Here is a 26,137-nt window from a genome sequence, read left to right on the forward strand (position 1 = left end):
TTAAATATCTGTAAAGTGGATACCCGGTTACTCCTGCTTCGTAACAACAATGTATTTCGTTCCATTCCGATTTCAGTTTGGTTACAAATTTTTTAATCTGAACCTCATTATGCTTTATCTGTTGTTCTTTCACCAGTTCCTTTGAATTGCTCGTTAAATACGCGATACTGATCGTTTCTTTGTGGACATCCATTCCTACATATACTTTTCTTTTCATTACGTTCCTTCTGTTGGTTTTCTTGTTTTGTGGTAAATGCTTCGCATCTAACCCACGGTTTTCAAGCCGAGAAGGGGCGCCATTTTGTCTAAATGAGTTCAGCAAAAGCAAAATACTTTAGAGATCTCGATGGGTTTATTGCTGAGCCAATATTCGTCGGTACTGGTATTGATGATTTTGAAAGTGAGAGACGCGAGAATATGCTGGCAATGGGCATATCTTTCGAAATTGCTAAAGAGTGCAAAGTAGATGATTTCTTAGATTTCTTTGAAAGGTTAGTTGCAAGCAGGAGAAAACAATTAGAGGGTTACCCAAACCGGCGTATGTTATTCTATGTATGGTTTGACGAGCAAGCAGGCCAGCTCCGATTGAATCTTATTTCCGCAGAACACAATGTACCACCGTTCGGTACCGAAATCAAACCGATAGCGTTAGACGAAATTATTACCGACTTCTTGAGTTCAAAATATTTAGAAGGAATACCGTTAAGTGAATTTTCGTCCGGCAATTTTGAATCAGAGGCAAAAGAAACACCAAGATTAATCTTGAAGGTATACTACATAGTTTTATGATTACTACGCTTACCCCCCCCGGCATATTGATGGTAGGTCAAGAGCGGCTATTGAGATAAATCTGCTTTGTAAAGTCCTAAAATCAGCGTCGGATCCTTGAGCTAAATAAGACTGTCCAATAACAATAGCGCCTCTTTCTTTATCGACCTATATTAAATCACATTTTTTATCATTTGATTTATCGACAATAGATTCCGGATGCAATATGAAGAATATCGTCGATATCAAAATAGCGCTCTAAAGTGGATAATATAACAGAGTTGTTGAAAAATTCAATAGCCGCAATTAACAAGACTGCTTCAATCGTCCATTTCAATGAAACAGAAACAAATGGAGAATTAATTTTTCAACAACTCTAATAATGTCTTCTGTTATTGATAATTATAATATGGAACATTTTTGAGTTGATACTTGTGATTATGCGACATTCGTTGATTTCGAAGAAGTTATCAGCAAGTTTTTTTGAAGTCTTGATCATAGTGTGTTTTACGCCATGCTTTGTATCCTTTTTTTGATGCACAGCCGTGTCCATTAATTCGGGGAGGTTCAACTTTGTTTTTCTCACATGCTCCTACGGTATTGCCCGCCGACTTCATACAGAGCGTGAGTCATTTGACCTAGGGAAACCTTTTTAGAAGTTTCGATCAGTTCCTCAAAGATATTTCCGTTGCTCAGGCTTGCGGTTTTCAATCTCCGCAAACGATCTTCCAAATCCCTCTCGTTTCGTTTTTGAAATTCTCTCAAAGCGTCGATTTGGGCCTGTTTTTCCGAGTCGGTGGAACGGATCACTTCTTCGGGAACGATCGTAGGGGAACCTTCTTTGCTTAAGAAGGTGTTCACTCCGATCACCGGAAATTCTCCGCTGTGTTTTAAGGATTCGTAATATAACGATTCTTCCTGGATTTTATTTCTTTGATACATCATCTCCATCGCGCCTAGAACTCCGCCCCTTTCGGAAATTCTGTGGAACTCTTCGAGGATCGCTTGTTCCACCAAGTCGGTCAGTTCCTCGATGATAAAAGAACCCTGACCCGGATTTTCGTTTTTTGTAAGTCCCAGTTCCCGATTGATGATGAGTTGAATCGCCATCGCACGACGCACCGATTCTTCCGTTGGGGTCGTGATCGCTTCGTCGTACGCGTTCGTATGTAAAGAATTACAATTGTCAAAGATTGCGTATAACGCCTGAAGAGTGGTTCTGATATCGTTGAACGCGATCTCCTGCGCGTGAAGCGATCTTCCGGAGGTTTGGATATGATACTTGAGCATCGCCGAACGGTCGTTAGCTCCGTATTTGTATTTCATCGCCTTGGCCCAGATTCTTCTCGCGACTCTACCGATCACCGCGTATTCCGGATCGATTCCGTTCGAGAAGAAAAAGGAGAGATTGGGCGCGAAGTCGTCGATGCTCATCCCTCTGCTCAAAAAATATTCCACATACGTCAGACCGTTAGCGAGCGTGAAAGCGACCTGAGTGATCGGATTGGCTCCCGCCTCCGCGATATGGTAACCCGAAATGGAAACCGAATAAAAATTTCGAACCTGATTGGCGATGAAGTATTCCTGAATATCGCCCATCATCTTGAGGGCGAACTCCGTCGAAAAGATACAAGTGTTCTGAGCCTGATCCTCTTTGAGAATATCCGCTTGTACCGTACCTCGAACGACCTTTACGGTTTCCTGTTTTATCTTTTCATAAACTTCTTTTTCCAAGACCTCGTCTCCGGAAACTCCTAAGAGCATCAGACCGAGGCCGTCGTTTCCTTCGGGAATCCGCGCGTTGTATTTCGGAACCGGAAGATTTTTTTGTTTATAGATGGATTCGATTTTTTGACGGACTTCTTTTTCGATCCCGGATGCCTTGATATGTTTTTCGCAGGTTTGATCGATTGCGGCGTTCATAAAAAACGCAAGCACCATCGGAGCCGGTCCGTTAATCGTCATTGAAACCGAAGTGGTGGGATTGCATAGATCGAAACCGGAATAGAGTTTTTTAGCGTCGTCCAGAGTTGCGATGCTCACACCCGAGTTTCCGATTTTGCCGTAGATATCCGGTCTTTCGCCCGGATCTTCGCCGTATAACGTCACCGAGTCGAACGCCGTGGACAAACGTTGTGCGGGCATTCCCAAACTCACGTAGTGAAAACGGGCGTTGGTTCTTTCGGGACCGCCTTCTCCCGCGAACATACGAGTCGGATCTTCCCCCGTTCTTTTAAAGGGAAAAACCCCCGCGGTAAACGGAAATTCTCCGGGAAAATTTTCCTGAAACGACCAGAGGACGATTTCTCCCCAGTCTTTGAACTTAGGCGTGGCCACCTTCGGAATTTTCAGGTTGCTCAAGGAGGTGGAGGTGTTGGAAACTTGAATCACCTTATCCCGAACCTTATACGTGAAATTTTCACTACGGTAGTTTTGCAGTTTTTCTTCCCAACCGGAAAGAATCGCTTTCGTAGCCGGATTCAAAGAGTTTTCAATTTTAGAATATTCTGATTCTATAATATTTGTGTCCTGCCCGGAAGTTTTTAAGATCTCGATCGCGCCCGAAAGTTGGAAGAGTTTTCTGGCCTTTGAGGATTCGTTTTGTGCGAATTGATCGTAACGATTGCATTCTTCCCGAATTTCCGCTAGATAACGGACCCGATCCGGAGGAATGATGAAAATTTTCTCGCTCGTTCCGGATTCTTTGCCGTAAGAGGAGGTCCAACCCAGGTTCAGCTTATCGGAGACGGAACGGATTACGTTTCCGTAAAGAAGGTTGGTTCCCGGATCGTTGAACTGCGATGCGATCGTTCCGAACACGGGCATGGAGTCCGCGTTTTGTTCAAAGAGTTGTCTGGATCTTTGGTATTGTTTTTTCACGTCTCTCAGAGCGTCCAGAGCCCCTCGTTTATCGAACTTGTTGATCGCGATCAGGTCGGCGTAGTCGATCATATCGATTTTTTCCAACTGAGTCGCGGCCCCGTATTCGGGAGTCATCACATACAACGCGACGTCCGCAACTTCCGTGATTTCGGAATCGCTCTGACCGATCCCCGCGGTTTCCACGATAATCAGATCGAAACCCGCGCTTTTTAAAACGTCGATACTTCGTTTAACGTTTTTGTTAAGCGCAATGTTGGCTTCCCTAGTCGCAAAGGATCTCATATAAACCCGATCGTGGGAAATCGAATTCATCCGAATCCTATCGCCTAGAAGGGCCCCTCCCGTTTTTCTTTTGGAAGGATCCACCGAAAGGATCGCGATGGTCTTGTCCGGAAAGTCGATCAAAAATCTGCGGACCAGTTCGTCGGTTAGAGAGGATTTGCCCGCACCTCCGGTTCCGGTAATCCCGAGAATCGGAACGGTTTTGGATCCCGGAGGAAAGTTCAGTTTTTCGGTTAACGCCGATTTTTCGAGTTCGTCTCTTTCAAAGGTGTTTTCCACAAGAGTGATCGTTTGAGCGATCGCGAGAGGATTTTTGTCTTTTAAGGAAGAATGAAGCGTGCCGTTGAACGTAAGAGGCGGAATGAAGTCCGCCTTGCGGATGAGATCGTTGATCATTCCTTGAAGACCGAGTTCTCTACCGTCGTCGGGAGAATAGATCCGAGCGACTCCGTAGGCTTCCAACTCCTTGATTTCGGAAGGGAGAATGGTTCCTCCTCCTCCTCCGAAAACCTTGATATGCCCCGCGCCTTTTTCCTTTAGGAGGTCTATCATGTATTTGAAATATTCCACGTGACCGCCTTGGTAACTCGTGATCGCGATTCCTTGTGCGTCTTCTTGGATCGCGCACTCCACGATTTCTCTTACGGAACGGTTGTGACCCAAGTGGATGACTTCCACGCCCGAAGCCTGTAGGATTCTTCGCATGATATTGATCGAAGCGTCGTGTCCGTCGAAAAGGGAAGCGGCCGTGATAAAACGAACCTTGTGTTTGGGAGTGTAAACTTGAGTTTCCATATGGATTCTTCTATTGTAATATTAAAAAATTTGAATTTAGCTTTCCGGTGAATCGATGAGTTTTCTCACGCGGTTTTCCAGTTCTTCGATAACGATTTTTGCGGCTTTTTTCAGGGGTTCCTTCGGAAACTCGTGCGGATAAATCGGCTTACCGATGTTATATGTGATCTTGGCCCCGAACGCCTTTCCGGTCAAAAAGGCTTCGGGTTTGAGCATTCTCCACGCGCCTTTGATCGCGCTCGGAATGATCGGAACTCCCGCACGGATCGCGAGTTTTGCGGAAAGCGCCTTGAAAGAACCCGGAGTGACGACGGGTGTTCTGGTTCCTTGTGGATACACCGAAATGAGTTCTCCTTTTTGAATGAGCTCTACGATGTAATTTTCGAGATCTTCGTAATAGGCCGCGGCGGACTTAGCGTCTTTCACGTTATGCGCTCTTAGGATGGGATGGCCTCCCCAGTGCATGAGTTGTTTACCCTGCATATCTCCGAGCGCGTTCAGGGCGGCGACCAAGGTTTGTTTCATCAAACTGAGAGGAAACGTATTTAAGGGAGAATCCGGATTGTTAAGGATGTCCAAGACGGTCTCCTGAGGATGAAACAATTCGTATTTTCCGAGATAAATCACTTTTCTTAAAACCGAGGTTCCCTGTACGATTACATCCAGGTTGTCCGTGTGATTGGAGATGAGGACCGCGCCTCCGGTTTCGGGAATGTTTTCAATGCCCGTGACTTCCACCGAATAAACTAGGTGGAGAAGAGTTTTTAGAAATTGTTTTACGGGTTCTCTGGGAATCAGAAAAAGGCTGTCAAGAGGTTCGGCTTCGGTTTGGTTTTCCATTCAAGGTCTGCTTTTAGAACGCGTGTTCAATAAATATTAGATTTAGAATTCATTGTACCGAATCGAATCGAATCCATCAAGTTGGATTTTTCGAATCGAAGACCGCTTTAAAATCAAGTTAGGAGAAACGAGAAGGGTGAGTACGAATATCGGTTGGTTGGGGGATCCGTTTTGGTTTGGGGAAACGTTTTTACAAGCTCTGCGCGGAACTTCGTTGGATCCGGTTTTGAGCGTGTTCACTTTGATCTTTCATTATTTGGGAGAGACCGTATTTTTTATGACTCTACTCTCCTTCGTTTACGTTTTTATCGATCGTAAACTCGGAATCCGTCTCGGAGTAGGACTACTCACCACCGCAATCTTCAATGCGATCTTAAAGGTATGGTTTGAAAGTCCCCGACCCACGCTACCTTGGCACGGTCCCGGAAAACTCACCGAACTTTCTTACGGATTTCCATCGGGACACGTTCAAACGTCCGTGGTCATCTGGGGATTGATTTTTCTGCACGTAAAAAACAAAACGATCCGTTCGATTTCTCTTTTTGTTCTAATGTTCATGCCTTTTGCCAGAATGTACGGAGGAGTACATTATCCGGGAGACGTCTTGGGCGGATTTATTTTCGGTCTGATCGGTTTGACGACGATCGAGTTCGTATTTAAAAGTTTTCCCGAGTTGGAATCGCCGAAAGCCTTTGCGGGTCAGACTTATTCCAAAACGAAAACGTTTATCTTGTTTCTAGTCGTATTGACCTTACCTTCCGTCTTATTGTATTCGAACGGGAGCGCGTTTGAAAAAATAAAGTCGTATGAAAACGTAATATCCGCAAGCGGAGCCTTGGGAGGATTTGCGATTGGAATATTACTTTCCAAATATCATAATTTGGAATGGGAAAAACCGGATCGCGTATCGGAGGCGATTCGAAGAGCGGTGGTATTGACGCTGGGAATTTTTCTTTTGTATGTGTTGCCCGGAATCCTCGTCCAAAAGTTCTTACCGGAAAATCCGGTTGCAAGATACCTCAGGTACGGGATCGTTAGCAGTTACATCGCTTTTTTCTCGGTATATATAACGGTTAGGTGGAAGGGAAAGGCTGATTTAAAAAAATAGAATGTTGAATTTTTTCGGGAAGACGCAAAAAATTTCGGACCTTTGGTTTCAGTTCCGTAAATCCGGAATGTTTAAAACCTCCTTATTCGTCAGCGTATCCAAGGCCGTCTCGTCCCTCCTCAATCTCGTGTTTATGGTATATTCCGTAAACATACTCACAAAAAGCGAAAACGGACTCTTTCAATATTACGCCGGATTTCTACCCGTGTTACTCGCGATCGCGGAGTTCGGATTACCCGCGGCGCTCGTAAAATTTTTGGCGCCCGTAACGACGGACAAAGAAAAGATCGGGGTATTATTGTCTTCTTCCCTGCTTATCAAACTGGGCGCGCTCGGGGCCTTGACCTTGATCAGTTTGATCGGAGCCGTACTCTTGAGGGAAAGTTCGATCGTAGTCGCGTTGCTCGTATTGGGAAGTTTCGTACTGTCGTTCAATTCCTTTTTTGAAAGTATTTTCATCTGTTTCGGAAATTATATCTCGTTATCCTTATGGAATCCGCTGCCCAATTTAATCCGACTTGCGGTATTGTATTTTGCGGATCAACTCGCCGAAAAGGCGCTCGGACATTTGGATATACTCGCGATTTTTACGGTTTCGCCTTTGTTCGTATTGGTGTTATTCTTTTTCGTATTTCCGAGAAGGCAGTTGTATTGGAGCGGGGAAAAAAACGGAATCGTCGAGACGACGTCGGCCTTGGCGTCGTTTAACGGATACGCGTTTTTAGCCTCCATCTTTGCGATGATATCGGACAGGATGGAGATCTTTTTTTTGAAGTGGTATCATTCCCAGGAATCCGCGGCCGTATACGGAACCGCCTTACAGCTGTTCAGCGGATTTGTGATTTTGTTTTCGGTGATCAACTCGCTCATCTATCCTAAATTATCCCGGCTTGTGGACTCGGATGAATTTCCGAATTTTCTCTGGAAGTCCGTGTTGTTGTCGGTGGGGATGGCCCTCGTATTATCTCCCGGATTTTTTATGGCGGAATGGATCTTGAATCTATTGTTCCGGGGAAAATACGCGGACTCGATCGGGGTGTTTCAGATCCTTTATCCGAACTACATGTTGCAGTTGGTGTTTTCACCGCTCGGAATCGCGTTATTCGCGCTTGGACAACCCAGGATGCTCGCGTTTTTGGCGTTACTACGACTTGTCTGCGGATTGGTCTTGGCAAATGTTCTCATACCGGAATACGGACCCACGGGCGCGGCGTCGTCCTACTTCTTAGGGCAAATCGTGTCCTGGCTCATCTTAACGGGATATTTTCTTGCCTACTTTAGAAGATGAAGCCGAATTTCCGAGAACGAACCCGAACAAAAAAAGCGGGCGGTTCCGCTACGCGAATAATACATTCAGTTTTTTGTATATTCCTGTTATCGCAATCGATTTCGGCGGAATCCTATTCGGAATATAGGCTCGACGATCTTCTAATCTGGGAATACGGAAAAAAGGATCTGACCGGAAAAGGAAGGTTTCCCGATTCGGCCGAAAACCGGGCGAGCATATCAAAGGAAAAGGAACGCGAGTTTTCAAGGGATCGAATTTCAAAAGATCAAACCGCAAACAATGAAATCGGAAAACGATCCGAAGAGGAAATCGAAACCGAAAAAAAAGGAACTTCGCAAACGGAAAATAAAACAAACCCGTTTTACGGAAACGTCACGGCGCTTTACAGGGGATTGACTCAAAAAGGAGGGGTTTGGGGTGAAAAACCGGATCGAAGTTTTTCCCGCGGGATTTTAAGTCCCGAAGTCGGATGGAGGAACAAGGGCGAAAGAGTATATCATAAAATTCTTATCTCTCCGTTTTTACAATACGAGGAAAACGTAGTCGGAACCAAAACCACGAATCGGGGAGCCGACGCGGAGCTGTTGTGGATAACCGGTTGGGAATCGCCCGTATTTCGTATGGGAATCGAAGCGGGACGGGGATATCAAAGGTTGGATCGAAACGGATTTTTATTCGTGGGATTTTTAAATTACGGGGAATTTCAATTTCACTGGAAACCGCTCGGGATAACGGCGTCGGTCGTCGGCGCGCAGATGCAAAATTCCCCTTTGTACACCGAACGAGACAGGAACGAATCTCCGCAAAGAATCGTCGGAGGAAGCGTTCAAATGCTTGAAAACCCATTCCTTCAGAATTTTAGAATATTCTACTATTTGTATAAGGAATCCAGACAGGAGGCGGTCAAAGGGGATTTTTCGGTAAAAGCGGAACCGTTCAGGGCCTATGGAGCGTATCAGTACTACGGATTCGAATTCTCTTCCGCAAAATTTTACGGATTGAAAATCGACTTGGACGGGATCCAAGTCCTGGGATCGAGGGAATACGGACTCGATTCTTTTCGGAGTTACGGAACCAAACAGTCCACAAAAGGAAGTTTACTAGGATCGCGACTTGTATGGGAAAGACCCGAGGCCTCCTATTTTCTGGGGGGATTTTATACGTCCAAGGACGAGGAGTTGCGGATCGATCGAAATTCGAACGGTTACGCCGGAATTCGAACCGATCCGAGGGGTTACGGGGGAAAAACTTCCTTTTTATTGATGGAAAGTTTACTGATCCAAGAGGGCAACTTGTTTCAAGAGGACGGCGTCGCCGCAAAACCGAATTTTGAAAACAAGGGAATTCGACTCGTTCAATTCGGAGTAAAAAAAACCTGGGACCGGAAGTGGAACGTCCAGGGAACGGTTTTTAATTCGTCTTCGTCGACGGGACGGGGCTGGGAAGGGAATTTGACGGCCGGACATCAATCAGAACATTCTTATATTCTAATGAGCTTATCCTATGCGTACGTGGATCCGCAGAAGGAAAAAAAGATATTTTTCGAGGAATGGGAACAAGAAGAACCGATCCGAAAATATTCCCGGATTTATCTTTCAGCCGGCGTTTATTTCTGAAGCGGCGGGGAGGGCTCTTTTTAAGGTTCTGCTAAAGCTGACTTCGTTTCCGATTTCGTTGTAGACCAGTTCGTCCACGTTCATTCTCACTAAAAAGATTCCCCGACCGGAAAGGTAACTTGCGTTCGGATCGGTGACCGGATCCGGAACCTTGGCGGGATCAAAACCGGCGCCGCGATCCTTTAGGGAAACGTAAACCTTTTGATTTTCAAAACCGACTTCAAGCTGCACGGATTCGCTCAAAGTGTCGCAGATCCGATCCACGTAATCCACATAATCCGTATCGGAAGCGAGCAGTTTCGATTTATTATCGTAACTGATTCCCGCAAAACCGTGTTCGATCGCATTTCCAAGTAACTCGTACAAAGCGAGTTTGATCCCGAGAATATCGTCCGTGTGAATTCCCGGAATGAGTGAAATCGACCTCATCACAAGATTCACGTATTGATTCAGATTTTTAAGACTGGGTTTGATCGAAAAACGTTGTTTGGACTCGGTCATCTGAAAGTAGTTTTTACCGATGAGTTCCTGACTGGAAATAAATAAATTCTCGAATTTCTGTAGGGATTGGCGGATCGCGTCCATTCGAAAGGGTTTGATGAAAAAATCCACGGCGCCGAGCCTGAGCGCTCGAATGGAAATGTCGATATCCTGATTGCCCGTAATCACGATAAAAGGAGTATTCACTTCTCTGTCTCGGAGTTTGGAAATGAAGTCGATCCCACTCATTTTGGGAAGACGAACGTCCGTCACAATCAGGTCGAAACTGTTGTCTTTACAGATTTCTAAGGCTTCTTCCGCGGTTCCGGCCAGAGTGAGATCGTGAAGGATTCCGAATATTTCACGGAACAGATCTCGGATCATTTCTTCGTCGTCTAAAAAAAGGATTCGCATTGAATGTCAAACATTACATTTCCGGAATGGATCCGTCAAGAAATTATCGGTCTAAATTATCCAATTTGTCCAGGCTATAATTTGAGAGAATTTTCCGATTTAAGTCCTGCAATTGTTCTTTGGAAAATGCGGCGATTCGATTTCCGGAAAAACGAAACACAACGTATTCTTCCCGACTCTCGTTCAGAATCTCCTTGAGATCGGATAAGGAACGAATGGACTTATCGTTTACGGATTCTAAAATTTGATCTTGGAAATCGTGGAATCCTTGGTTTGCCGGGTCCGGAAAAACTCTGCTGATAAACACGAGACGATTTTTTTCGGGATGAACCTTCTTGTCGAAAGATTCGTAGAGGTAGAGAAGTTTTCTGTCTACATTTTCCCTATATTGATCTCCGGATTCCTTTAAGTACGAACCGGTCAATTCCGTAAAAAAAAGTCCGCCGCTGATTAAATACGAAGGAGGTTTTGCTCCCGACTTGGAAGGAATGAAAAAAGAATCTTCCGAGTAACTTTTTAACGAATAGGTAATTTCTTTTCTTTTACCCGCTCTAAAAACTCCGAGAGTCACAACGTTTCCGGGGAGGGCCAAACGGCGATTTTTCGTAAGAATTCTGGAAAGAACTTCCTGCCGACTCGGAGGATGGGTGAAACTTTCACCGTCGATGCTGTAGATCGCGTCGCCTGGAAATAAATTATGAATCGGTCCGACTCCGGGATAAACCTCCGAAACCACAACTCCGGTTGAAGAATCGGGAAAGTAGAATTTTCTTTCCGGAACCGTAAGCGCGTCGTCAAAGGAAAATCCCGGGTGGACGATGGGGTTGCTCGAAGCTGCGCGCAAAAACACGGAAAGATATTCCGAAGGGACGTTCCAACGTCCGTCCGTATAACCGCAAATTATATTTTTTGAATATAAGAATTTCCTGTCGCTTACTTCCTCCGCGGATCGTCTGCTCATTTTCAGGATGGCGTTGGAAAGATCCGGATTCCCCCATTCCGGTTTCGGGAAAAACTTGGAACAGGAAGAGTGAAAGGAGTCGCCGAAACGGGCTTTTCTTTTAGAGGAAAATTTACCCTTGTGCGAAAAAAGGGCGAGGCCAGTTTCTGGATCGTGTTTGAAAAGATACAAACGGGTTCCCGGTTTCGTTTCCGGATTTGTTTCCGAAAAGAGAGGAAGTTCTCCCGGCGGAAGAAGCGCGAGTAGGAAGTCCTGATCGGCTACGATGGCCGGAACCTTTCTTTCGAAGTGGAAACCCTTCTGCCAGGGATTTTGATGGGAGAACTTTCTAAAGTGAACGAGGATCGTTTCCGCATTCAAAGGAGTTGAAATCGTTAAACTCCATAGGACACAAAGGCAGATCGGAAAGGAGAGGAAGACGGATCTTGGGAAAATTCGTATCATTCGTCCGCCTCCGCGCCGAAACGTTTTTTAACGCGAACATTGATCTTATCGATCGTATCCTGATCGAGAACGATCGGAAGATTGACTCCTCTGAATTTGAGGCTGATCGTACTTCCGTAGAATTTTTTCCACAAGGATTTGAAATCCTCCAGGTCGGAAGGAGTACGATCGTTGATGGACTCCAGGATTTTAAAACGATAACCGGAATATTTGGAGTTGAGAGGATCGGGATAAATACCCGAAAGAAGGATGTCCCTGTCCGTAAAACGATACAACTCGTCCTGGATGTAATAACTATAATGATAACGAAGAGAACTTTCCAAACGTTTGGAATCTCCTCCGACGAGAGCGCGGTTGACCGGTTGAAACAAAAAACCTCCCGATAAAAAGCCGGAAATTTTATCCTGCTGCCTATAAAGATCCAAGGCGGGAACCCGTTTGAGAGTTCCTTCGATTTTGTAGTTTTTTCCGTTTCTATAAAAGAAAATCTTAATCGGATCTCCGATGAATTTTTCCTCGATCAGATCCCCGATAAAACCGCCGATTGCGTCCATAATTCCGCCTTCACCGTTGAGATAGGATTGGTCGATTTTATACACGAAATCTTCCGGTTGTAAAAGATCCGAAAACGAGGAATCCGGATAAATCGTATTGATCAAGATACCGTTTAAACTTTCCGGAATTTTTAAATAGGACTTTAAGGAAGCTGAATTGCCGTTTTGAAAACTGAAACCCGGAAAAGGAAAACCGTGATAGGTTCCGTCCTCTACGTCTTTCAAGAAGTGATTGATGATCTCCGGAGGAATCAAGTAAGCGACGTTTCCCTGGGATTGACTGACTTGGAAAGTGATCCCTGTTACTTTTCCGTTTTGAATCGCGGGTCCGCCCGAATAACCGGGAATGATGTTGGCGTTGACCCGAATTGCCTTTCTGTAATCCAGACCGGTAAAGGAATAACGGACTCTTTCCACGCGGGAAACATTACCGTTCTCTAATGTTATATTTTCGTCCCCGCCCGGATAACCCAGAATCAGAAGATTACTTCCGAGAGCTGGGGAAGAATCCGAAATTTCCAAAGGTTCCACTCCGCTGAAAAACTCCTCTTCCTCCACTTTTAGGATCGCGAGATCGCAGTCGAAACCGAGGTATTGAACCTCCGCCTTGTAAAACTTGCTCGAATTGAAATGTTTTACCTTGAGATAGCCGGAGTTGGAAACCACGTGCGCGTTCGTCAGAATCCGATTTCCGGAAATGATCATACCGGTTCCCGCGTCCCTATGAATCGACTTTTCGGAATAACCTTCCTGTTCCTCCTTACCCGAAAAAGAATCGCTTCGGACGATGACTACTCCGTCCAGAAGGGCCTTGAGATCCGCCGAGTTTCCGTTTTGGGCGGAGATACCCGAGCCGAAGGACAATATTAAGAGAATTAGAATATTCAAAAATACTTTATTATTCATTGTAGATTTCCGCATCCTGTCGCCAGAGGATTTTGTCCGCTTCTATGGAATGGATTTTCAATTTGCCGAGATATTTTGCGCCTTCCTGGACGTTGTCCGTGTCCTTGTCGTCCACCCGAATTTTTCCCAAAAGGTCGGAACGAATTCGAATATAAGAATAAGGTGAAGAAGGAATACAACTCGCCTGAAAGGAATAATACACCGCTTTTTCCCAATAAAAATCGGAATCCTTTTTTAAAAAGATCAAAGGGCAGGAAGAATCGAAGAAAATTTCCTTTCCGCCGTTTAAATCCCTTTTTGCGGGATGTTTTGCGATACTGAGGTAATACTGAAGTCCGTAGTTATCCTTGTATTCTTTCGGAGTTTGCGGTTCTTTTTTGGCATGATCTTTTTTGCCGTGTTTTTTAAAATCCGGGGAAGAGTGTTCTCCCTCGAAAGAGGGTTTCACTTCCAGATAAACCTTCTTACCGATTTTTAAAACTTCGCCCAGGGAAATTTTTGCGGAACGATTTTTCCAAAATTCGGAACCGCCTCCCAGATAAATAAAGCCGGACCATGTTTTTTCCTTACACTTGTAGGAAAGATAGATTACTTTTTCAAAACGTCCGGATTCTTCAAAAGCGCAAGGTTCCGGTTCAAAGGAGGAATATTGGGTTTGGAAAGATCGAACGAGGGACGCTGAAGGATGTTTTTGAAATTCTTCTAGGAAGGATTTAAAATTTTCCTGAAACGATTTTGTTTCGTCCGATCGGATGTTTCCGGCCAGAAAAAAGAAAAGAGAAAGAAGTCCGAAAAATACGACTCGTTTCTTCCGCACATTTTTCGGAAAAATTCGAGTGGAATTACGGAGTTTCCTGAATTCTCTTATCATTGTATAGAATATCGGTCTCGCGCCCCCTCGATGTTAAATCCTCCCGCACACTCGCGCGAGAAGGACTTGGTTTATTTTCCGATCTGAGAATTTGATCTTTCTTTTTTATAAAATCTTATGTCTCAAATTCGCGATGTTTTATAAAAAAAAGTACATCGAAATTTTCAGGTTAAAAATAATGGTTTAATTCAAAGAAAGACTCGTTTCGAATCGATAGGGTGGGTTTGCTTGTCCAGCTGGAATTTTGTAAAAACTGAATTGAACGATAAGGATTTTTTGATCGATTGCCGTTCGGCGATCGGATATCAAGAATCGACTCTCAAGGGAGCGTATAGTTTTCCCTTTATCAAAAAGGCGTTTGCTTCCGACGCGGAATCGCAGAAGAAGATGACCGGTCCCTTGGAAGAAATTTTAAAACTCATAGAACAAGAAGGTGCGACTCGGGTAATCGCCTTTGACGAAGGAATGGGAATGTTCGCTTCTAGAATGGTGTATCTTTTGAGAGCGGTCGGTTTTCAGAATGCTTTTTTATACGGAAATCGCTGGCCCGTATCCGAAGCCGCTCAGGAAAAAGGTTCTAGAGAAATGGAACTCGGTCCCGGAGACAAACCTCGAAAACTCGAAGGAATCGTAGATAAGGCGTTCCTAGAAAAAAATTTAACGCGACTTCAGATTTTCGACACAAGAACTCAGGAAGAATACGAAGGAAAACTTCCGAGACTCACCGCGCCGGAGCCAGGCACGTTATGCGGTCGTTTACCGGGGGCTTTTCTTTGGGATTGGAGAGTTTTGTACGACGGCCAAGGAAATCTGATCGAAAAAAACCAGTTCAATAAAAAGCTCAGATCCTTTCCGTTTATGCCGGAAAGGATTACCGTTATCTACGATTACAACGGAGCTAGATCCTCGCTTTTGGCTTTGATGTTACGCGAAGTCGGTTATTTGGATGTTCATACCTACCAGGGTTCTTGGTTCGAATGGAGAAGATCCAGCCTTCCTAAACAGGCAGTTTCGGTTTACGGACAAGCGGGAAGCGGAGGTGCTGCAGCGCCCAGAGTCGGCGGCTCGGATCGTAAGTCCTAATAGCTACTTTCAAAATTCTTAATGTAACCTTAAACAGGACGATCGTCGCAGTTTTTCGATTTAAGACCGGGGGTTTGGTACAAACGTCTCGGATTTTTTTATGTTGGATTCATTCCCGCATTTTTCGTAGGTTTTTTAATAAGAATCGAAAAAGGCCCGCGTTAAGGTAGAAAAGGATTTGAAATGTTAGCGCAAAGAAAGTATCGAATATTTCTGATCGTATCGAACGTCGTACAAGCGGTCCTGCTTATTTTGGTCTTTCTGTATTGGCCGACCGATCCGTATCGAGGATATACGAAAATAGGAGAACTCGATACGGGGATAAATTACTGTAAGGTTGTCGTTTACGTAGCGGATGATTGGGAATATGCACAACCGGCTTATTACGAGATCACCATAAGCGGACGCGTGGAAATTCCTTTCGCCTATTTTACGAATGTGGACCCGGAGCGGGTTTCCATTCAGGAATTTGAAATCATCAAACATCCGAAAAAAAACATCATCGGGCTTGTAACAAAAGAGAATCCGAACATACTTTTGATGATTCATAATTTCGATACCAACGAGAACTGGCCGAGAGCGAATTTTACGGAAGAATATAGCAGCGTCGTCAAAAGAGGAAAATCATTGCGAAATTCTTTGAATCCGACTTTGCAGTTATGATCCGCGTATTCCTCCTAAACGAAAACGGACACGTTTTAAAAAAATAAAAGGCGGAGTAATCCGGATAGAATTTAGTAGGGTTGTTGAAAAATGAATTCTCCGTTTCCGTCCGTTTCGTTTCCTTGAAATAGAAGATTGAAGCAGTTTTGTTAAACGCCACTATGGAATTTTTTAACAACTCTAATCTACCATCGTGAAAAAACATATCTATTCAATCATCCTTGTCCTTTTTTTATCCTGCGCTTTTGAAATGAAAGAATCAAAAATTAATCTCTCTCCCATAGAAGAATCCAAGTTATTGCCGCAGCAATCATCGTATCGTCTTATCAAGAGATACAACGATCGTCTGGATTATCAGGATAATTACAGCCAGGCAGACTATTTAGTATATCCCGCTTTGCACATTTCCAACGGATCCAAAAGAACGTTTAGGGTTACTTATCAATCCGATTTTAGAATGAACAATAAACAGACGGGACTCGTATGGGCCTGGTTCGGTCTGGCGTTTACAAATCCAGCCCTTTATCCCGGAGCTTACATCGCCGTTTATGGAAGTTCCTTTTTGGCGCCCGTAATTTTCGGTTTTGCGATCTACAATTACAAAACGGAAGTAAACGAAATCCAAACGGGTACGAAATTCGAAATTCCCAATTAAAAAAATCCAACCTAGGATCAATTTGATTTGTGGGTTCTTTTTTAAAACCGGCAGGATCGAATTCTAAAATTGACTTCACGATGAAGATGGGTAGAGTCTAAACAAGAGATGACTTTCACTGAAAATTCACAAAAAACTCCGATCGTATTCTTTGACGGGGTTTGTAATTTGTGCAACGAGGCGGTTTTATTCTTCATCGATCACAATCCTAAAAACGATTTACGGTTTGCAAGTCTGCAATCCGACGCTGCGCAAACGTATCTCGGTAAAAAAATCGAAGTGGGCGAATCCCCGTCCTCGGTTCTCTTTTTGGAGAATGGAATTCTTCATCAAAAATCGAACGCAGTTCTTAAAATCGCGAAATATCTTTCCTTTCCTTGGAATCTTTTTCCAGTATTCCGATTTGTGCCGGGATTTTTAAGGGATACGATTTACGATTGGATCGCTAAAAATCGGTATCGATGGTTTGGAAAATCGGAAGCCTGCAGAATGCCCGATCCGAACTTGAAATTTAGGTTTTTAGAAGACTAAGGACTAAAGCGTTCGATTTGTCTTTTCCCGCAAATCTATTTCAGCAACAAAATCCTACATAAGTCTTTAGATTTTGTTTATTAGGGATCCAAAAGGAAATATTTCTTTAAACTTGAGTTCATTTGTAAAATCTAGGAACTCCTAGAATTTAACCAAGTGATCCTTCGAATGTAAAGTCCTACCCCCCTCGTCACTTGAAATGTGGGAACTCCCTCGATCTAAATAAGAATCAATTCTCAATAAACTGGCCAAAGAAGTAAAATTCTTTAAAAAACATTAAAAAATAACCTTTAAAGATAAAAATCAATCTATTTGAATTAAAAATATTGATTATCCTTGATTTTCATCAAAGAAGTTGATGGAAAAAATCCTTGAATGGAATCCCAGAATGAGAAGACTGACTTCAGAAGTTGTTTTCCGTTGCCGACGTTCAATATAGATCATCTGAGATTTTGTTTGGCGACATATTTTGGAAGAAACGATATGAAAAGAAAAACCGGCTATATTTTGGTAGGATTACTAGTCCTTGGACTTTTTTTCAGCATAAAATCCTTTGCCAATACAAATCTTGAAGAAATCAAACTGGATAACCAATATCTTCAGACTTACAGAGGTCTGGAGGGGGTTTGGATCGTACCGAATCGAGTCAAAGAATCCGTTGGAGATTTGATTCACAACTACGGAACGACGGAACACGAGGTCAAAAGGGTCAACGGAATTCCCGACAACGAAAGGATTTCCTTAACCGATCCGGTATTCTTCCCTTATAATGAAAATTTTATCAGAAGTCTTCTTTTAGAAGATAAGGGTCGCGAGATTTATCGCACCGACCAAAGAGAATTTATCTGGCCGATCAGCTTTAAACATTCTTTTGTAACTTCTCGGTTGGGAAGACGATGGAATGCGATGCATTCCGGAGTGGACATCGCTTGCCCGACCGGATCCATCGTGATTGCGGCGGCGGACGGGGTCGTTTTGGAATCCAAAAAAGACGGAGGTTACGGAAATAAGATTTTACTTTCGCATCCCGGAATCAACGGAATCAATACGCTTTACGCGCACAATTCTCTTCTTTACGTAAAGGAAGGGGATAAGATTAAAAAGGGGCAGATCATCGCCCTTTCCGGAAACACAGGACATACGACCGGTCCTCATTTACATTTCGAGGTTCGTTATCAGAATGTCGTATTAAATCCGGAACATTATCTTCCGGTCTTTCAATCTTCTTCCGAGGCACGTGTGGCGATCGCCCGGGAGACGATCGAACAGTAAGTGGCCATCACGCGGGATTTTTGGAATCCGCCACTTTATGAAATTTTTTCCCGGTTACAGCCCGGAAAGGCCGCATTCGATTTTGATAATACGCTTGTAAAAAACGATTTCGGAGAGGCCGTGATGGAGTTCTTCCTTTCGGAGGGAGTTCCGGCATATAAACGAGACATTGCCCCGTTTTTTGCAAAGGAGAATGTGGAAAGAATTCTTTCCGCTCGGTTTCAAGATCCGGTTTTGTTTCGTTCTCTCGTTCTTTCCGAATACGAATCCGTTCAATCCAAGTTCGGGCTCGAAGCGTCTTATCGATGGAGTTCTTGGATTTTCTCCGGACATTCGCCGGAAGAATTGAAAGAAATTTCCAAAAAGATTTGGAACAAACACTCGTTCGACGCCGGCTCGGATTCCGTCAAAATCTACGAACCGATGAAAGAGCTCGTGGATCATCTTCTATCAAACCGATGGGAAGTATGGATCGTAACCGCTTCTCCGCAGGAAATCATTCAATCCGTTTCCCATCTTTTCAAAATCCCGACCGAAAGAGTTTTAGGAATGCAATTGTCCGTTAAAAACGGACTTCATTCTTCGGAGATTTTAGAACCGTTCACGTACGGAAAGGGGAAGGTGGAAAGATTGAAGGCGGCGACAGGAGGTTTTGCCGATCTCGCGTTTGGGGATTCGATCAACGACTTCGCTCTACTCAGTTCCGCGTTGCAAGCGGGAATCTTTTTAGACAGAGGAAAGGGGGTTGTCCCTCCTAAAGAAGCGAAGATCCAACCGATTGCGGGTTGGAACGTTTTAAACAAAGTTCTTATCTAACGCAAGTTCGATGGTCGAAGATGAATTTATGATTTTCGCTAAAACAACGATCCGTTTCTTCAATGCAAAAAACCGATTTTGGAGAATTTTTAATTACTTCGAACTCACTTTGTATCAGTTATGAAAACTACAATGCAACTTCTTGCGACATCGAACTTCCGATATAACAAAATCGATCTTGGGATAAGTTGTAAATCATGAACACTCCCTCTAAGGGCAACCTCGTTTTAGTTTCTGTTTCTCTGGGAAATCCGGGAGATATAACTCAACGGGCAAAGGAATTATTAGAACATTCTGATATACTCATAGGAGAGGAATCGCGGACGACTTCGACCCTTCTCAAATCACTTTCCATTTCCAAGGAATTTATCCTCTGCAACGAACATACGATTCCCGAAGAAATTCGAGCACTTGCCGAAACCGTAATGAACTCTAATATTACCGTTTTGATTTCCGACGCGGGAACTCCGGGGATCGAAGATCCCGGCCTAGAACTCGTTCGGGAAGTTTTAAGTCGGGGAGGTAAGGTTCAATGCGCGCCCGGTCCGATCGCATTCGGAGCGGCTCTGAGTATTTCCGGTTTTAAAGTTTCTCCGTTTACGTTTTGCGGTTTTCTTTCGAGGGAATCTCCGGAACGAAAAAAAGAACTGAGCCGTTATCTTAAGCCAGGACATACGATCGTATTTTATGAAACACCTTACAGATATAAGGCCGTTCTTCACGACTTGGATTCCGTTTTGAAAGAGACGGGAGAGGATCGAACGATCTTTTTCTGTTTGGATCTGACCTTGGATTCCGAATTTCAGTTTCGAGGAAAGTTAGGCGAACTTTTAAAAATTTTGGATACTCTTCCTAAAGGAAATCCGGTCATCGTTATTTCGCAAAGAAAGGGACAACCGAATCAAAGATCTTTTTCAAAGGGCGGTCCCCAAACTTCTTCGAAACGTTTTAAGGGAAAGAAATAAAATAAGAGACCACAAGTGTAAATCCAGTGATGGATTAAATTTTAGAGACACTACTTTTCTCTTAAACAACCGAAACTTTAAAATTTTCTCCGTCTTCATTCGTTCGACGAGTTGTATTCGTATCGGTGGAAACTAAGTCCCAATTTCCTTTTGAAAAACGATACACGTTAGAATCTATCGGATCCGCCAAGGGTTGAATTTCCACAGTCAGAGATTTTTTGGGTTCGATTCGTTTTCCTCCTTCGTCATAAAAAGCGAGATAAAACATGCCGGTCGATTCTAAAAGAAGATTCGGACCTATCTGTGTGGGAATTCCCGCAAAAAGAAAATCCGCATGGTTTTTCAGGATTGTGATCCTTGCTTCCACTTTTTGAGAATTGGAAAAGGCACCTGCGGGGATTTTGAGTTTTAAGGCGCCTGCGTCTAAAATAGTTTCCTGATAAGATAGAAAGGATTCGATAAACGGCTTTAAAATCGAAAAGCCTAAAGAATTAACGTTCGAAGAGGATTTGGAAATTTCCCAACGATCTTCTTGTTTTGCGATGATTCGATTTCTTTCTTCCTGACTTAACGTTGGATCGCTCGGGTCGACTTGCGCGTTGATTCGAAAAGAAGAGTGTAAAAAATACGGAGTAAGCAGAGAATTGATTCATAAAAAAAATATCGATTTTTTAGCGATAAACTTTAGAGCTGAAATTTTTTATTCTATCTTCATTCAAATTTTTATCTAAACGATCGCTTTGTCGGGTCAACGATTTAGCAACGAAAAACTCTTGAACACGGACTTAAAGTCCGTCCCAAAGTAAAATCTGCGGCAAATTTTTCCTTCTCGAATCCAAATTTATTCGGTATCAGGTATTTTTCGGGCGATTCCGGTATTGTAGAATATAGTAATATTAGAATTTATTCAAATACTCAGGCATTTCCGGAAGGGAATTTTCCGTCCAGGTCCAAGCGCCTACAAGAGAAACGATCGGCGCCGATTCGCCTTCTAAAATGGAAACTAACGCTTTTTTGAGGTCGTCCTGAGACGTTAACCGAAACGACACGTTTGGAAATCGGTGAGCGAAAGAAGCCTCCTCCTGTTTGGAGACGTATTCCAAAAAGAAATCCGGAAAGTTCATTCCCGATTCCTTTTGAAGTTTGAGAAGATTTTGCAAATCGGGATCCTGAGATTTTTTCCCCATCCTTTGCAGTATGATCGTAATTCCTCGAACGCTTTGACTGAAAAAAGATCCGGCGCGGATGATCTTTCGTCGACTCGGATTTTCAAGAGCCCATTCTTCCATTTTCTTTTTTACATAAGCTAAAGATCCGTAAAAGGGTTGTAGATGCGGTCTGTAATAATAAGCGGAGTACCCGACGCTCAAAGTCGGTTTTAGCTTGGCTTCGATGGCAAGCATCGGATCCATACAAAATTTCAAAGCGTCCTTCACGTCGCTTTCGGGAGTTTCGGAAACCGGATAACCCAGGTTTCCTCTTGCAGGCGTATAGACAAACAAATCGATCCGGGAAATCCCGTTGTTTGTAAGTTGTTCATAAAGACGCGCAAGAGAATGGTTCGGGTTTTCCAAATTGATCTCGGTGATCGTAAGATCCGCTTCTTTCAAGGGAGAGTTTTTGCTCGTAGTAGCGATCAAGACCAAGTTTTCTTTTTTGGATTCGGCATATTCTCGGATTGCGGAAACCGCGCTTTGTCCTGCCACGCCGCTCGTTCCGATAATCAGTGCGTATTTTTTTTCCATGAGTTCGTTCTCTCCGACCGGGAAACTCTTTCTCAAACGTCGTTCTTTGTCTTTCTATTTTTAGCTTAAGTTCGTGGAGAAAGTTTAACTCTTGCGTCATTCTAAACTAAAGCAGAACGGCTTCCTAAGGGGCGCGTTGTGGGTCGAAACATATAATCGCTTTTGCATTTTTATATTAATTTAAAGGGAATTTGGAAAAAATAGAAGAGTCCAAAGAAATCCCGTCCAAGAATTTTTGAAAGTCAAAAGGCGGAGGACAGAAAATTCTTTCTTCTTTGCCGTCTTCCGTTTGAAAAGAAACTCCCATTGCGTGCAGGAGAGATCTATTTACGGTATGCAAGTTCGAATGTTTTTTGTTAGGTGAAGTCTTTAAAACGGGACGTTCGGTTTTTTTCGAAAACCGATTTTTTCCCGTTTCGACTTTTATTCCCGAGGAAGAATCCGACGAACTGACCGCTCCGTAAACCGGATCTCCTAAAATCGGATATCCCTTTTCGCTCAATTGAAATCGGATCTGGTGTCTTCTTCCCGTATGAAGTTTTGCGAGTAACACCGAATAATGTTCTTTCGGATTTTTTTTTAAGGTTAAAAATTCGGTGACCGCTTTGTCTCCGCCCGAAAAAACTTTACGCACTTTTTTGTTTCCGTCCTTGATATAACAGGTTTCCGTAAAGTGTTCCACTTCGGGAACTCCGGAAGCGACGCAGAGATAAATTTTTAGGGAAGATTTTAAGATTCGGTCGGCTTCTTTGTTTTTATCGGGATTTTTACAAAAAAATACGAGACCGCTCGTATCCAAATCCAATCGATTTACGGTTCGGAGATATTCGAGGGAAAGTTGTTTTTGAAGTCGGTCAGTAAAATTTATCCTTCCGGAATCCTTGGTCGCGTGAACGGGAATCCCCGGAGGTTTTTCCGCAAAAAGATACGATTCATTTTCATAGAATATTCTAATATTAGAATGTTCTTCAGGCATTTTGTCTTCTTAGATCCAACAAGGAACTTCTGAAATTCTTTTCATCCCTCAGAATGGAAAAAAAAGTTTGTCCGTGTTTTCTACGATGTGAACCGCTTTTCCTACGAGTTCCTTTCCCTCGGTTGTGAGAAAAAGACAATTGGCTCTGGAATCCTCAGGATCAGGCTGTCTAACGAGTAACTTTTTGGATTCGAGACTTCGTAAAACCTTGGAAGTCATCATCACGTCCGTTTTTGCGTGTTCTGCGAGACGGACCTGTGTGGCTTTCTGAGAGGTTTCTTCAAACCAGGCTAAACTCGCCAAAAGCACGAATTGAACGTGTGTTAAATCCAAAATCGATAAGTTTTCTCGGATTCGTTTTTGCCAGAGGTTCGTGATCTGCCAAAAGAGAAAACCAGTGCTTTCGTCCGCCTGGGATTCTGTGAAGATGGATTTCGGTTTCATGGCTTTTTTTTCGGGGGATATGTTTCATTCTATTTTTTTATCCTCGATTGTAAAGTTGGAATGTTACGGATTTTTTGACTTTGAAATCCTTGAGTTTGGATCAAAATTCTAAATGAAATCCGGTCCGTCATCTGCGTTCGACTCCGAAAGCGGCAGGGATCGAAGTGAAAATACTGCAATGCAACAGGCTCTTGATAAAATTTGAATAGTAACGATCGTATTTCCTGTTGCTTTGCAGATTGAAACGAAGAGCCCGGTCCGGTTCCTTGCATAAAAGTGCAAGGAACCGGAGCCGCCCCGAATTCTCAAATGTGGGAACTCCCACGCAATCGCAAGTCTCGATCAAATGTGGGAACTCCTATCCTAACTTGCAGTAATCCTTTGAAGAACCGTCGGGCGCGCGAGTTGCCAATCGGGTCATCTCACGCCTACGTCGAACGAGCGTTATTTACGGGAATCCTAGTTTTGGATTGACAGAATTCTGCTATATTAGACAAAAAAAGAGAAATGAATCCAGCTATGGAAGAATTGGAAGCAGGGAAAGAATCTCCCTCCAGTGAGCATATCACAGAAGTAGTCAAAGAAAATCTCAAGCTCATTCGCCACACGAAAGGGTTTTCTTTGGATAAACTCGCTTCCCGTTGCGGTGTCAGCCGAGCGATGCTTTCTCAAATCGAACAGGGCAAGAGTGTTCCGACAATCTCCGTTCTTTGGAAGATCGCAAACGGTCTCAATGTTCCTTTCAGCGAACTTCTCAAAGAAAAAGGCACCGAAGGTGTGATCGTCATGAAGATGGAAAACACCAAAGTTTTGTTTTCCAGTTCGAAAGTTTTTTCCAGTCGCGCCCTTTTTCCTTATAATGGAAACCGCAAAACGGAATTTTATGAACTCATTTTAAAGCCAGGCGGCATAGAAGTCGCAGAACCCCACTCGTCTGGAACCACGGAAAATATCGTCGTAGTTTCGGGTAAACTTCGTCTTCGAGTCGGCGAAAAAGTCGTGGAACTGGAACCGAAGGACTCAGTTTTTTTCAGAGCCGACATTCCTCACGAATATTCCAATCCTACGGATCAGGAAACTCTAATGTATCTGGTTATGGATTACAGAGACGAAATCAGCTAAATAAGGGCCTTATCAAAATCATCGGCTTTTTTTATCGGAACATCCGCCAATCGTTTTTTAGTTTTCAATTGGCATAATCTTTCTTATTTAACGTAAATTCAATGTTAGAAAGTTTGGGCGAATCCCTCACCAGTTTTTTCTTGCGGAAAAAACTGGTGAGGGACCGCGCTTTCTGCTCCAATCAACAAATTGATAAATCGCTCTAAAAGCGAAATTTTTTCGTTATTCCAATTTGTTGATTCCGCTTCAATCGCTTTCGCATTTGTTATACCGAGCTCACATTATTTAGTATTAACATTCGATATTAAAAAAGATCTTTCCATTCTTTGTCCGCAAAGTAGAATTCTCCGGATATTTCCTTTAGGAATTTAAAAAGAATGTTGAAACATTTGTATCGGTTCGTTCCGCTCTTTCTTGGTTTTTCTATTACCTTTTTTTCGTTTTCGTTTTTATACGCACAAAGTCCCCCGTTTCCGAAGTCCGATCCCGACGAAATTTATACGGAACAAATATCCTGTCACCCGAACGATTGTATCTCTCTCAAACTGGAAGAACTTCTTTCCGAAGGTGCGAAATCCAAGATCGCAGATCTCATGTCCGAAAACGCTGGAAAGATTTTGATCGATACTTCCGATTCTCCTCGTAAAATCGATTCGGAAGACTTGGACGATATTCGAACGGTTCTGGAAGAAATTTCAAAACGAGACGGTAAGGTTGCGATCGAAAAGTTGCACATCGCGATTCGTTCGTTTCAACTTCCCGATCCTCCCTTTCTCAAAGACGTAGGTCTCGTAGGTTGGGACGTTTTCAAAAGGATTTATAAGAAAATCTATTATAGAAGGACCGGCGATTACCACGCGAAGGTTTTGTATCATCCCGAAACGTTAAACATCTTTCTCGTCTATTTCGTTCATCGTAAATACGGAGATATCTGTAACACGGTTTTTGCGAACTGCAATGAAATCGAATATTTGGACGACGACACGTTCGACTTACAACTTTCCCAGGCTCTAAAGGAATCCAAAGAGAAAAAGGTTCCGGTTAAGGTTTTGTTCCGTCAAACCGAAGCGGTTCTTCCGGAAGCGAAAATCGATTTGGAATATCTCAAAGGCGTCAATCGCTCCGCTAGAATTTACAAATGGATGGCGGCCGGTAAGGAAAGGGAAATCAAACCCGTGACCAAATCCAGATTTTTAGCCTTCCAAGCGATTGTCACGGCGATCGATTATTCTTTGACCGTTTATGATATGATTGCCGCCTTAATTCTATATAAACCGGCTACGGAAAGAAAGATCGAAGTGAACTATATCGATTCCGAAAACGGAAAAATTTTAACCTGACATCTGATTTCTAACCACTGATCCCTAGTATGAACTCGTAAGTTTTTAAACGAACGGTAAAACCCGGATCCTTCCATGCCGTTATAATAGATAAAACGGAAAAATTTTAACCTGACATCTGATCTCTAACCACTGATCCCTAGTATGAGCTCCTACGTTTTTAAACGAACGGTAAAACTCGGATCTCTTCCATGCCGTCCTAATAGATAAAACGGAAAAATTTTAACCTGACATCTGATCTCTAACCACTGATCCCTAGTAAGAGTCCCTCCCTAAAAAAGAGAGGGACCTGGCGGCGGGGTTCTTCTTAACGGA

23 protein-coding genes and 2 pseudogenes are annotated in these 26,137 nt (G+C 43.4%); 14 read left to right on the top strand and 11 right to left on the bottom strand.

What is annotated here, in order from left to right:
• Nucleotides 1–217 (bottom strand): annotated as a pseudogene (locus LEP1GSC194_RS22400) (IS110 family transposase); the annotation flags it as partial.
• Between the two features lie 323 nt (nt 218–540).
• Here LEP1GSC194_RS22400 and LEP1GSC194_RS23475 point away from each other — a divergent pair.
• Nucleotides 541–789, top strand: coding sequence for a hypothetical protein (locus LEP1GSC194_RS23475; RefSeq protein ID WP_036043359.1), 249 nt, complete (start codon nt 541–543; stop codon nt 787–789).
• Between the two features lie 561 nt (nt 790–1,350).
• Here LEP1GSC194_RS23475 and LEP1GSC194_RS15895 read toward each other — a convergent pair.
• On the bottom strand, nt 1,351–4,728 hold the full coding sequence (locus LEP1GSC194_RS15895) for a methylmalonyl-CoA mutase family protein (RefSeq protein WP_020774562.1): 3,378 nt from the start codon (nt 4,726–4,728) through the stop codon (nt 1,351–1,353).
• Between the two features lie 36 nt (nt 4,729–4,764).
• Entirely contained in the window at nt 4,765–5,568 is an 804-nt protein-coding gene (locus LEP1GSC194_RS15900; RefSeq protein ID WP_020774557.1) for a lysophospholipid acyltransferase family protein, read from the bottom strand.
• 136 nt (nt 5,569–5,704) lie between these two features.
• On the opposite strand from LEP1GSC194_RS15900, the gene LEP1GSC194_RS15905 reads away from it, so the two are divergent.
• The 3 genes from LEP1GSC194_RS15905 to LEP1GSC194_RS15915 are packed head-to-tail and all read left to right on the top strand — an operon-like array spanning nt 5,705 to nt 9,580.
• Complete coding sequence (locus LEP1GSC194_RS15905) at nt 5,705–6,676, top strand: phosphatase PAP2 family protein (RefSeq protein WP_036043361.1); 972 nt, start codon at nt 5,705–5,707, stop codon at nt 6,674–6,676.
• Nucleotide 6,677: 1 nt separating this feature from the next.
• Complete coding sequence (locus tag LEP1GSC194_RS15910) at nt 6,678–7,964, top strand: oligosaccharide flippase family protein (RefSeq protein ID WP_020774551.1); 1,287 nt, start codon at nt 6,678–6,680, stop codon at nt 7,962–7,964.
• Nucleotides 7,961–9,580: a hypothetical protein gene (locus tag LEP1GSC194_RS15915; protein ID WP_020774545.1), complete on the top strand. Its 1,620-nt coding sequence runs from the start codon at nt 7,961–7,963 to the stop codon at nt 9,578–9,580. Before LEP1GSC194_RS15910 ends, LEP1GSC194_RS15915 begins: the two co-directional genes overlap by 4 nt.
• On the opposite strand, the gene LEP1GSC194_RS15920 is transcribed toward LEP1GSC194_RS15915, so the two are convergent.
• The 4 genes from LEP1GSC194_RS15920 to LEP1GSC194_RS15935 are packed head-to-tail and all read right to left on the bottom strand — an operon-like array spanning nt 9,560 to nt 14,105.
• Nucleotides 9,560–10,474 carry an ATP-binding response regulator gene (locus LEP1GSC194_RS15920; protein ID WP_020774565.1) on the bottom strand — a complete coding sequence of 305 codons (915 nt, stop codon included), beginning with the start codon at nt 10,472–10,474 and terminating at the stop codon, nt 9,560–9,562. The genes LEP1GSC194_RS15915 and LEP1GSC194_RS15920 overlap by 21 nt on opposite strands.
• A 43-nt stretch (nt 10,475–10,517) precedes the next feature.
• On the bottom strand, nt 10,518–11,879 hold the full coding sequence (locus LEP1GSC194_RS15925; RefSeq protein ID WP_020774559.1) for a PDZ domain-containing protein: 1,362 nt from the start codon (nt 11,877–11,879) through the stop codon (nt 10,518–10,520).
• Complete coding sequence (locus tag LEP1GSC194_RS15930; RefSeq protein ID WP_020774560.1) at nt 11,876–13,339, bottom strand: S1C family serine protease; 1,464 nt, start codon at nt 13,337–13,339, stop codon at nt 11,876–11,878. The genes LEP1GSC194_RS15925 and LEP1GSC194_RS15930 overlap by 4 nt, the downstream gene beginning before the upstream one ends.
• Complete coding sequence (locus LEP1GSC194_RS15935) at nt 13,332–14,105, bottom strand: LIC11113 family protein (RefSeq protein WP_408605338.1); 774 nt, start codon at nt 14,103–14,105, stop codon at nt 13,332–13,334. Before LEP1GSC194_RS15935 ends, LEP1GSC194_RS15930 begins: the two co-directional genes overlap by 8 nt.
• 333 nt (nt 14,106–14,438) lie before the next feature.
• On the opposite strand from LEP1GSC194_RS15935, the gene LEP1GSC194_RS15940 reads away from it, so the two are divergent.
• The 7 genes from LEP1GSC194_RS15940 (at nt 14,439) to rsmI (ending at nt 20,195) form a co-directional block, all read left to right on the top strand.
• Entirely contained in the window at nt 14,439–15,293 is an 855-nt protein-coding gene (locus LEP1GSC194_RS15940) for a sulfurtransferase (RefSeq protein WP_020774546.1), read from the top strand.
• A gap of 183 nt (nt 15,294–15,476) precedes the next feature.
• Nucleotides 15,477–15,956, top strand: coding sequence for a hypothetical protein (locus LEP1GSC194_RS15945; RefSeq protein ID WP_020774544.1), 480 nt, complete (start codon nt 15,477–15,479; stop codon nt 15,954–15,956).
• A gap of 250 nt (nt 15,957–16,206) precedes the next feature.
• The gene (locus tag LEP1GSC194_RS15950) at nt 16,207–16,611 is read left to right on the top strand and encodes a hypothetical protein (protein ID WP_157229218.1); all 405 of its coding nucleotides are present in this window, start codon (nt 16,207–16,209) and stop codon (nt 16,609–16,611) included.
• A gap of 108 nt (nt 16,612–16,719) precedes the next feature.
• Complete coding sequence (locus tag LEP1GSC194_RS15955) at nt 16,720–17,142, top strand: thiol-disulfide oxidoreductase DCC family protein (protein ID WP_020774564.1); 423 nt, start codon at nt 16,720–16,722, stop codon at nt 17,140–17,142.
• A gap of 483 nt (nt 17,143–17,625) precedes the next feature.
• Complete coding sequence (locus LEP1GSC194_RS15960; RefSeq protein ID WP_020774555.1) at nt 17,626–18,414, top strand: M23 family metallopeptidase; 789 nt, start codon at nt 17,626–17,628, stop codon at nt 18,412–18,414.
• The gene (locus LEP1GSC194_RS15965) at nt 18,415–19,230 is read left to right on the top strand and encodes an HAD family hydrolase (RefSeq protein ID WP_020774548.1); all 816 of its coding nucleotides are present in this window, start codon (nt 18,415–18,417) and stop codon (nt 19,228–19,230) included.
• A gap of 197 nt (nt 19,231–19,427) precedes the next feature.
• A complete protein-coding gene (rsmI, locus tag LEP1GSC194_RS15970) occupies nt 19,428–20,195 on the top strand; it encodes a 16S rRNA (cytidine(1402)-2'-O)-methyltransferase (protein WP_020774547.1) in 768 nt (255 codons plus the stop codon).
• 61 nt (nt 20,196–20,256) lie between these two features.
• Here the strand turns inward: rsmI and LEP1GSC194_RS23210 are convergent, their stop codons facing one another.
• The 4 genes and pseudogenes from LEP1GSC194_RS23210 to LEP1GSC194_RS15990 all read right to left on the bottom strand — a co-directional run bounded on the left by LEP1GSC194_RS23210 (nt 20,257) and on the right by LEP1GSC194_RS15990 (nt 23,360).
• A complete protein-coding gene (locus LEP1GSC194_RS23210) occupies nt 20,257–20,562 on the bottom strand; it encodes a hypothetical protein (RefSeq protein WP_020774554.1) in 306 nt (101 codons plus the stop codon).
• A 529-nt stretch (nt 20,563–21,091) separates the two neighbouring features.
• Entirely contained in the window at nt 21,092–21,976 is an 885-nt protein-coding gene (locus LEP1GSC194_RS15980) for a hypothetical protein (protein ID WP_017809208.1), read from the bottom strand.
• A gap of 139 nt (nt 21,977–22,115) precedes the next feature.
• Nucleotides 22,116–22,916, bottom strand: a complete 801-nt coding sequence (locus LEP1GSC194_RS15985) for an RluA family pseudouridine synthase (protein ID WP_020774556.1) — start codon at nt 22,914–22,916, stop codon at nt 22,116–22,118.
• Nucleotides 22,909–23,360, bottom strand: a pseudogene (locus LEP1GSC194_RS15990) (MarR family winged helix-turn-helix transcriptional regulator). Before LEP1GSC194_RS15990 ends, LEP1GSC194_RS15985 begins: the two are co-directional and overlap by 8 nt.
• A 507-nt stretch (nt 23,361–23,867) precedes the next feature.
• Here LEP1GSC194_RS15990 and LEP1GSC194_RS16000 point away from each other — a divergent pair.
• The 3 genes from LEP1GSC194_RS16000 to LEP1GSC194_RS16005 all read left to right on the top strand — a co-directional run bounded on the left by LEP1GSC194_RS16000 (nt 23,868) and on the right by LEP1GSC194_RS16005 (nt 25,822).
• Nucleotides 23,868–24,482: a helix-turn-helix domain-containing protein gene (locus tag LEP1GSC194_RS16000; protein ID WP_086005195.1), complete on the top strand. Its 615-nt coding sequence runs from the start codon at nt 23,868–23,870 to the stop codon at nt 24,480–24,482.
• A gap of 180 nt (nt 24,483–24,662) precedes the next feature.
• Nucleotides 24,663–24,854 carry a hypothetical protein gene (locus LEP1GSC194_RS23480; RefSeq protein ID WP_081605114.1) on the top strand — a complete coding sequence of 64 codons (192 nt, stop codon included), beginning with the start codon at nt 24,663–24,665 and terminating at the stop codon, nt 24,852–24,854.
• A 5-nt stretch (nt 24,855–24,859) separates the two neighbouring features.
• Entirely contained in the window at nt 24,860–25,822 is a 963-nt protein-coding gene (locus LEP1GSC194_RS16005) for a hypothetical protein (RefSeq protein ID WP_020774542.1), read from the top strand.
• Nucleotides 25,823–26,137: the final 315 nt, after the last annotated feature.

The sequence above is a fragment of the Leptospira alstonii serovar Sichuan str. 79601 genome (assembly GCF_000347175.1).
Taxonomy (GTDB): Bacteria; Spirochaetota; Leptospiria; order Leptospirales; family Leptospiraceae; genus Leptospira; species Leptospira alstonii.

What these genes read in the sequence shown, in the direction of transcription:
- LEP1GSC194_RS15955 (WP_020774564.1), top strand. Translation starts at nt 16,720, where the DNA reads ATGACTTTCACTGAAAATTCACAAAAAACTCCGATCGTATTCTTTGAC.
- LEP1GSC194_RS15900 (WP_020774557.1), bottom strand. Translation starts at nt 5,568, where the DNA reads ATGGAAAACCAAACCGAAGCCGAACCTCTTGACAGCCTTTTTCTGATT.
- LEP1GSC194_RS15985 (WP_020774556.1), bottom strand. Translation starts at nt 22,916, where the DNA reads ATGCCTGAAGAACATTCTAATATTAGAATATTCTATGAAAATGAATCG.
- LEP1GSC194_RS15920 (WP_020774565.1), bottom strand. Translation starts at nt 10,474, where the DNA reads ATGCGAATCCTTTTTTTAGACGACGAAGAAATGATCCGAGATCTGTTC.
- LEP1GSC194_RS15895 (WP_020774562.1), bottom strand. Translation starts at nt 4,728, where the DNA reads ATGGAAACTCAAGTTTACACTCCCAAACACAAGGTTCGTTTTATCACG.
- LEP1GSC194_RS15910 (WP_020774551.1), top strand. Translation starts at nt 6,678, where the DNA reads ATGTTGAATTTTTTCGGGAAGACGCAAAAAATTTCGGACCTTTGGTTT.
- LEP1GSC194_RS15950 (WP_157229218.1), top strand. Translation starts at nt 16,207, where the DNA reads ATGAAAGAATCAAAAATTAATCTCTCTCCCATAGAAGAATCCAAGTTA.
- LEP1GSC194_RS16000 (WP_086005195.1), top strand. Translation starts at nt 23,868, where the DNA reads ATGAATCCAGCTATGGAAGAATTGGAAGCAGGGAAAGAATCTCCCTCC.
- rsmI (WP_020774547.1), top strand. Translation starts at nt 19,428, where the DNA reads ATGAACACTCCCTCTAAGGGCAACCTCGTTTTAGTTTCTGTTTCTCTG.
- LEP1GSC194_RS23475 (WP_036043359.1), top strand. Translation starts at nt 541, where the DNA reads ATGTTATTCTATGTATGGTTTGACGAGCAAGCAGGCCAGCTCCGATTG.
- LEP1GSC194_RS15925 (WP_020774559.1), bottom strand. Translation starts at nt 11,879, where the DNA reads ATGATACGAATTTTCCCAAGATCCGTCTTCCTCTCCTTTCCGATCTGC.
- LEP1GSC194_RS16005 (WP_020774542.1), top strand. Translation starts at nt 24,860, where the DNA reads ATGTTGAAACATTTGTATCGGTTCGTTCCGCTCTTTCTTGGTTTTTCT.
- LEP1GSC194_RS15930 (WP_020774560.1), bottom strand. Translation starts at nt 13,339, where the DNA reads ATGAATAATAAAGTATTTTTGAATATTCTAATTCTCTTAATATTGTCC.
- LEP1GSC194_RS15915 (WP_020774545.1), top strand. Translation starts at nt 7,961, where the DNA reads ATGAAGCCGAATTTCCGAGAACGAACCCGAACAAAAAAAGCGGGCGGT.
- LEP1GSC194_RS15960 (WP_020774555.1), top strand. Translation starts at nt 17,626, where the DNA reads ATGAAAAGAAAAACCGGCTATATTTTGGTAGGATTACTAGTCCTTGGA.
- LEP1GSC194_RS15945 (WP_020774544.1), top strand. Translation starts at nt 15,477, where the DNA reads ATGTTAGCGCAAAGAAAGTATCGAATATTTCTGATCGTATCGAACGTC.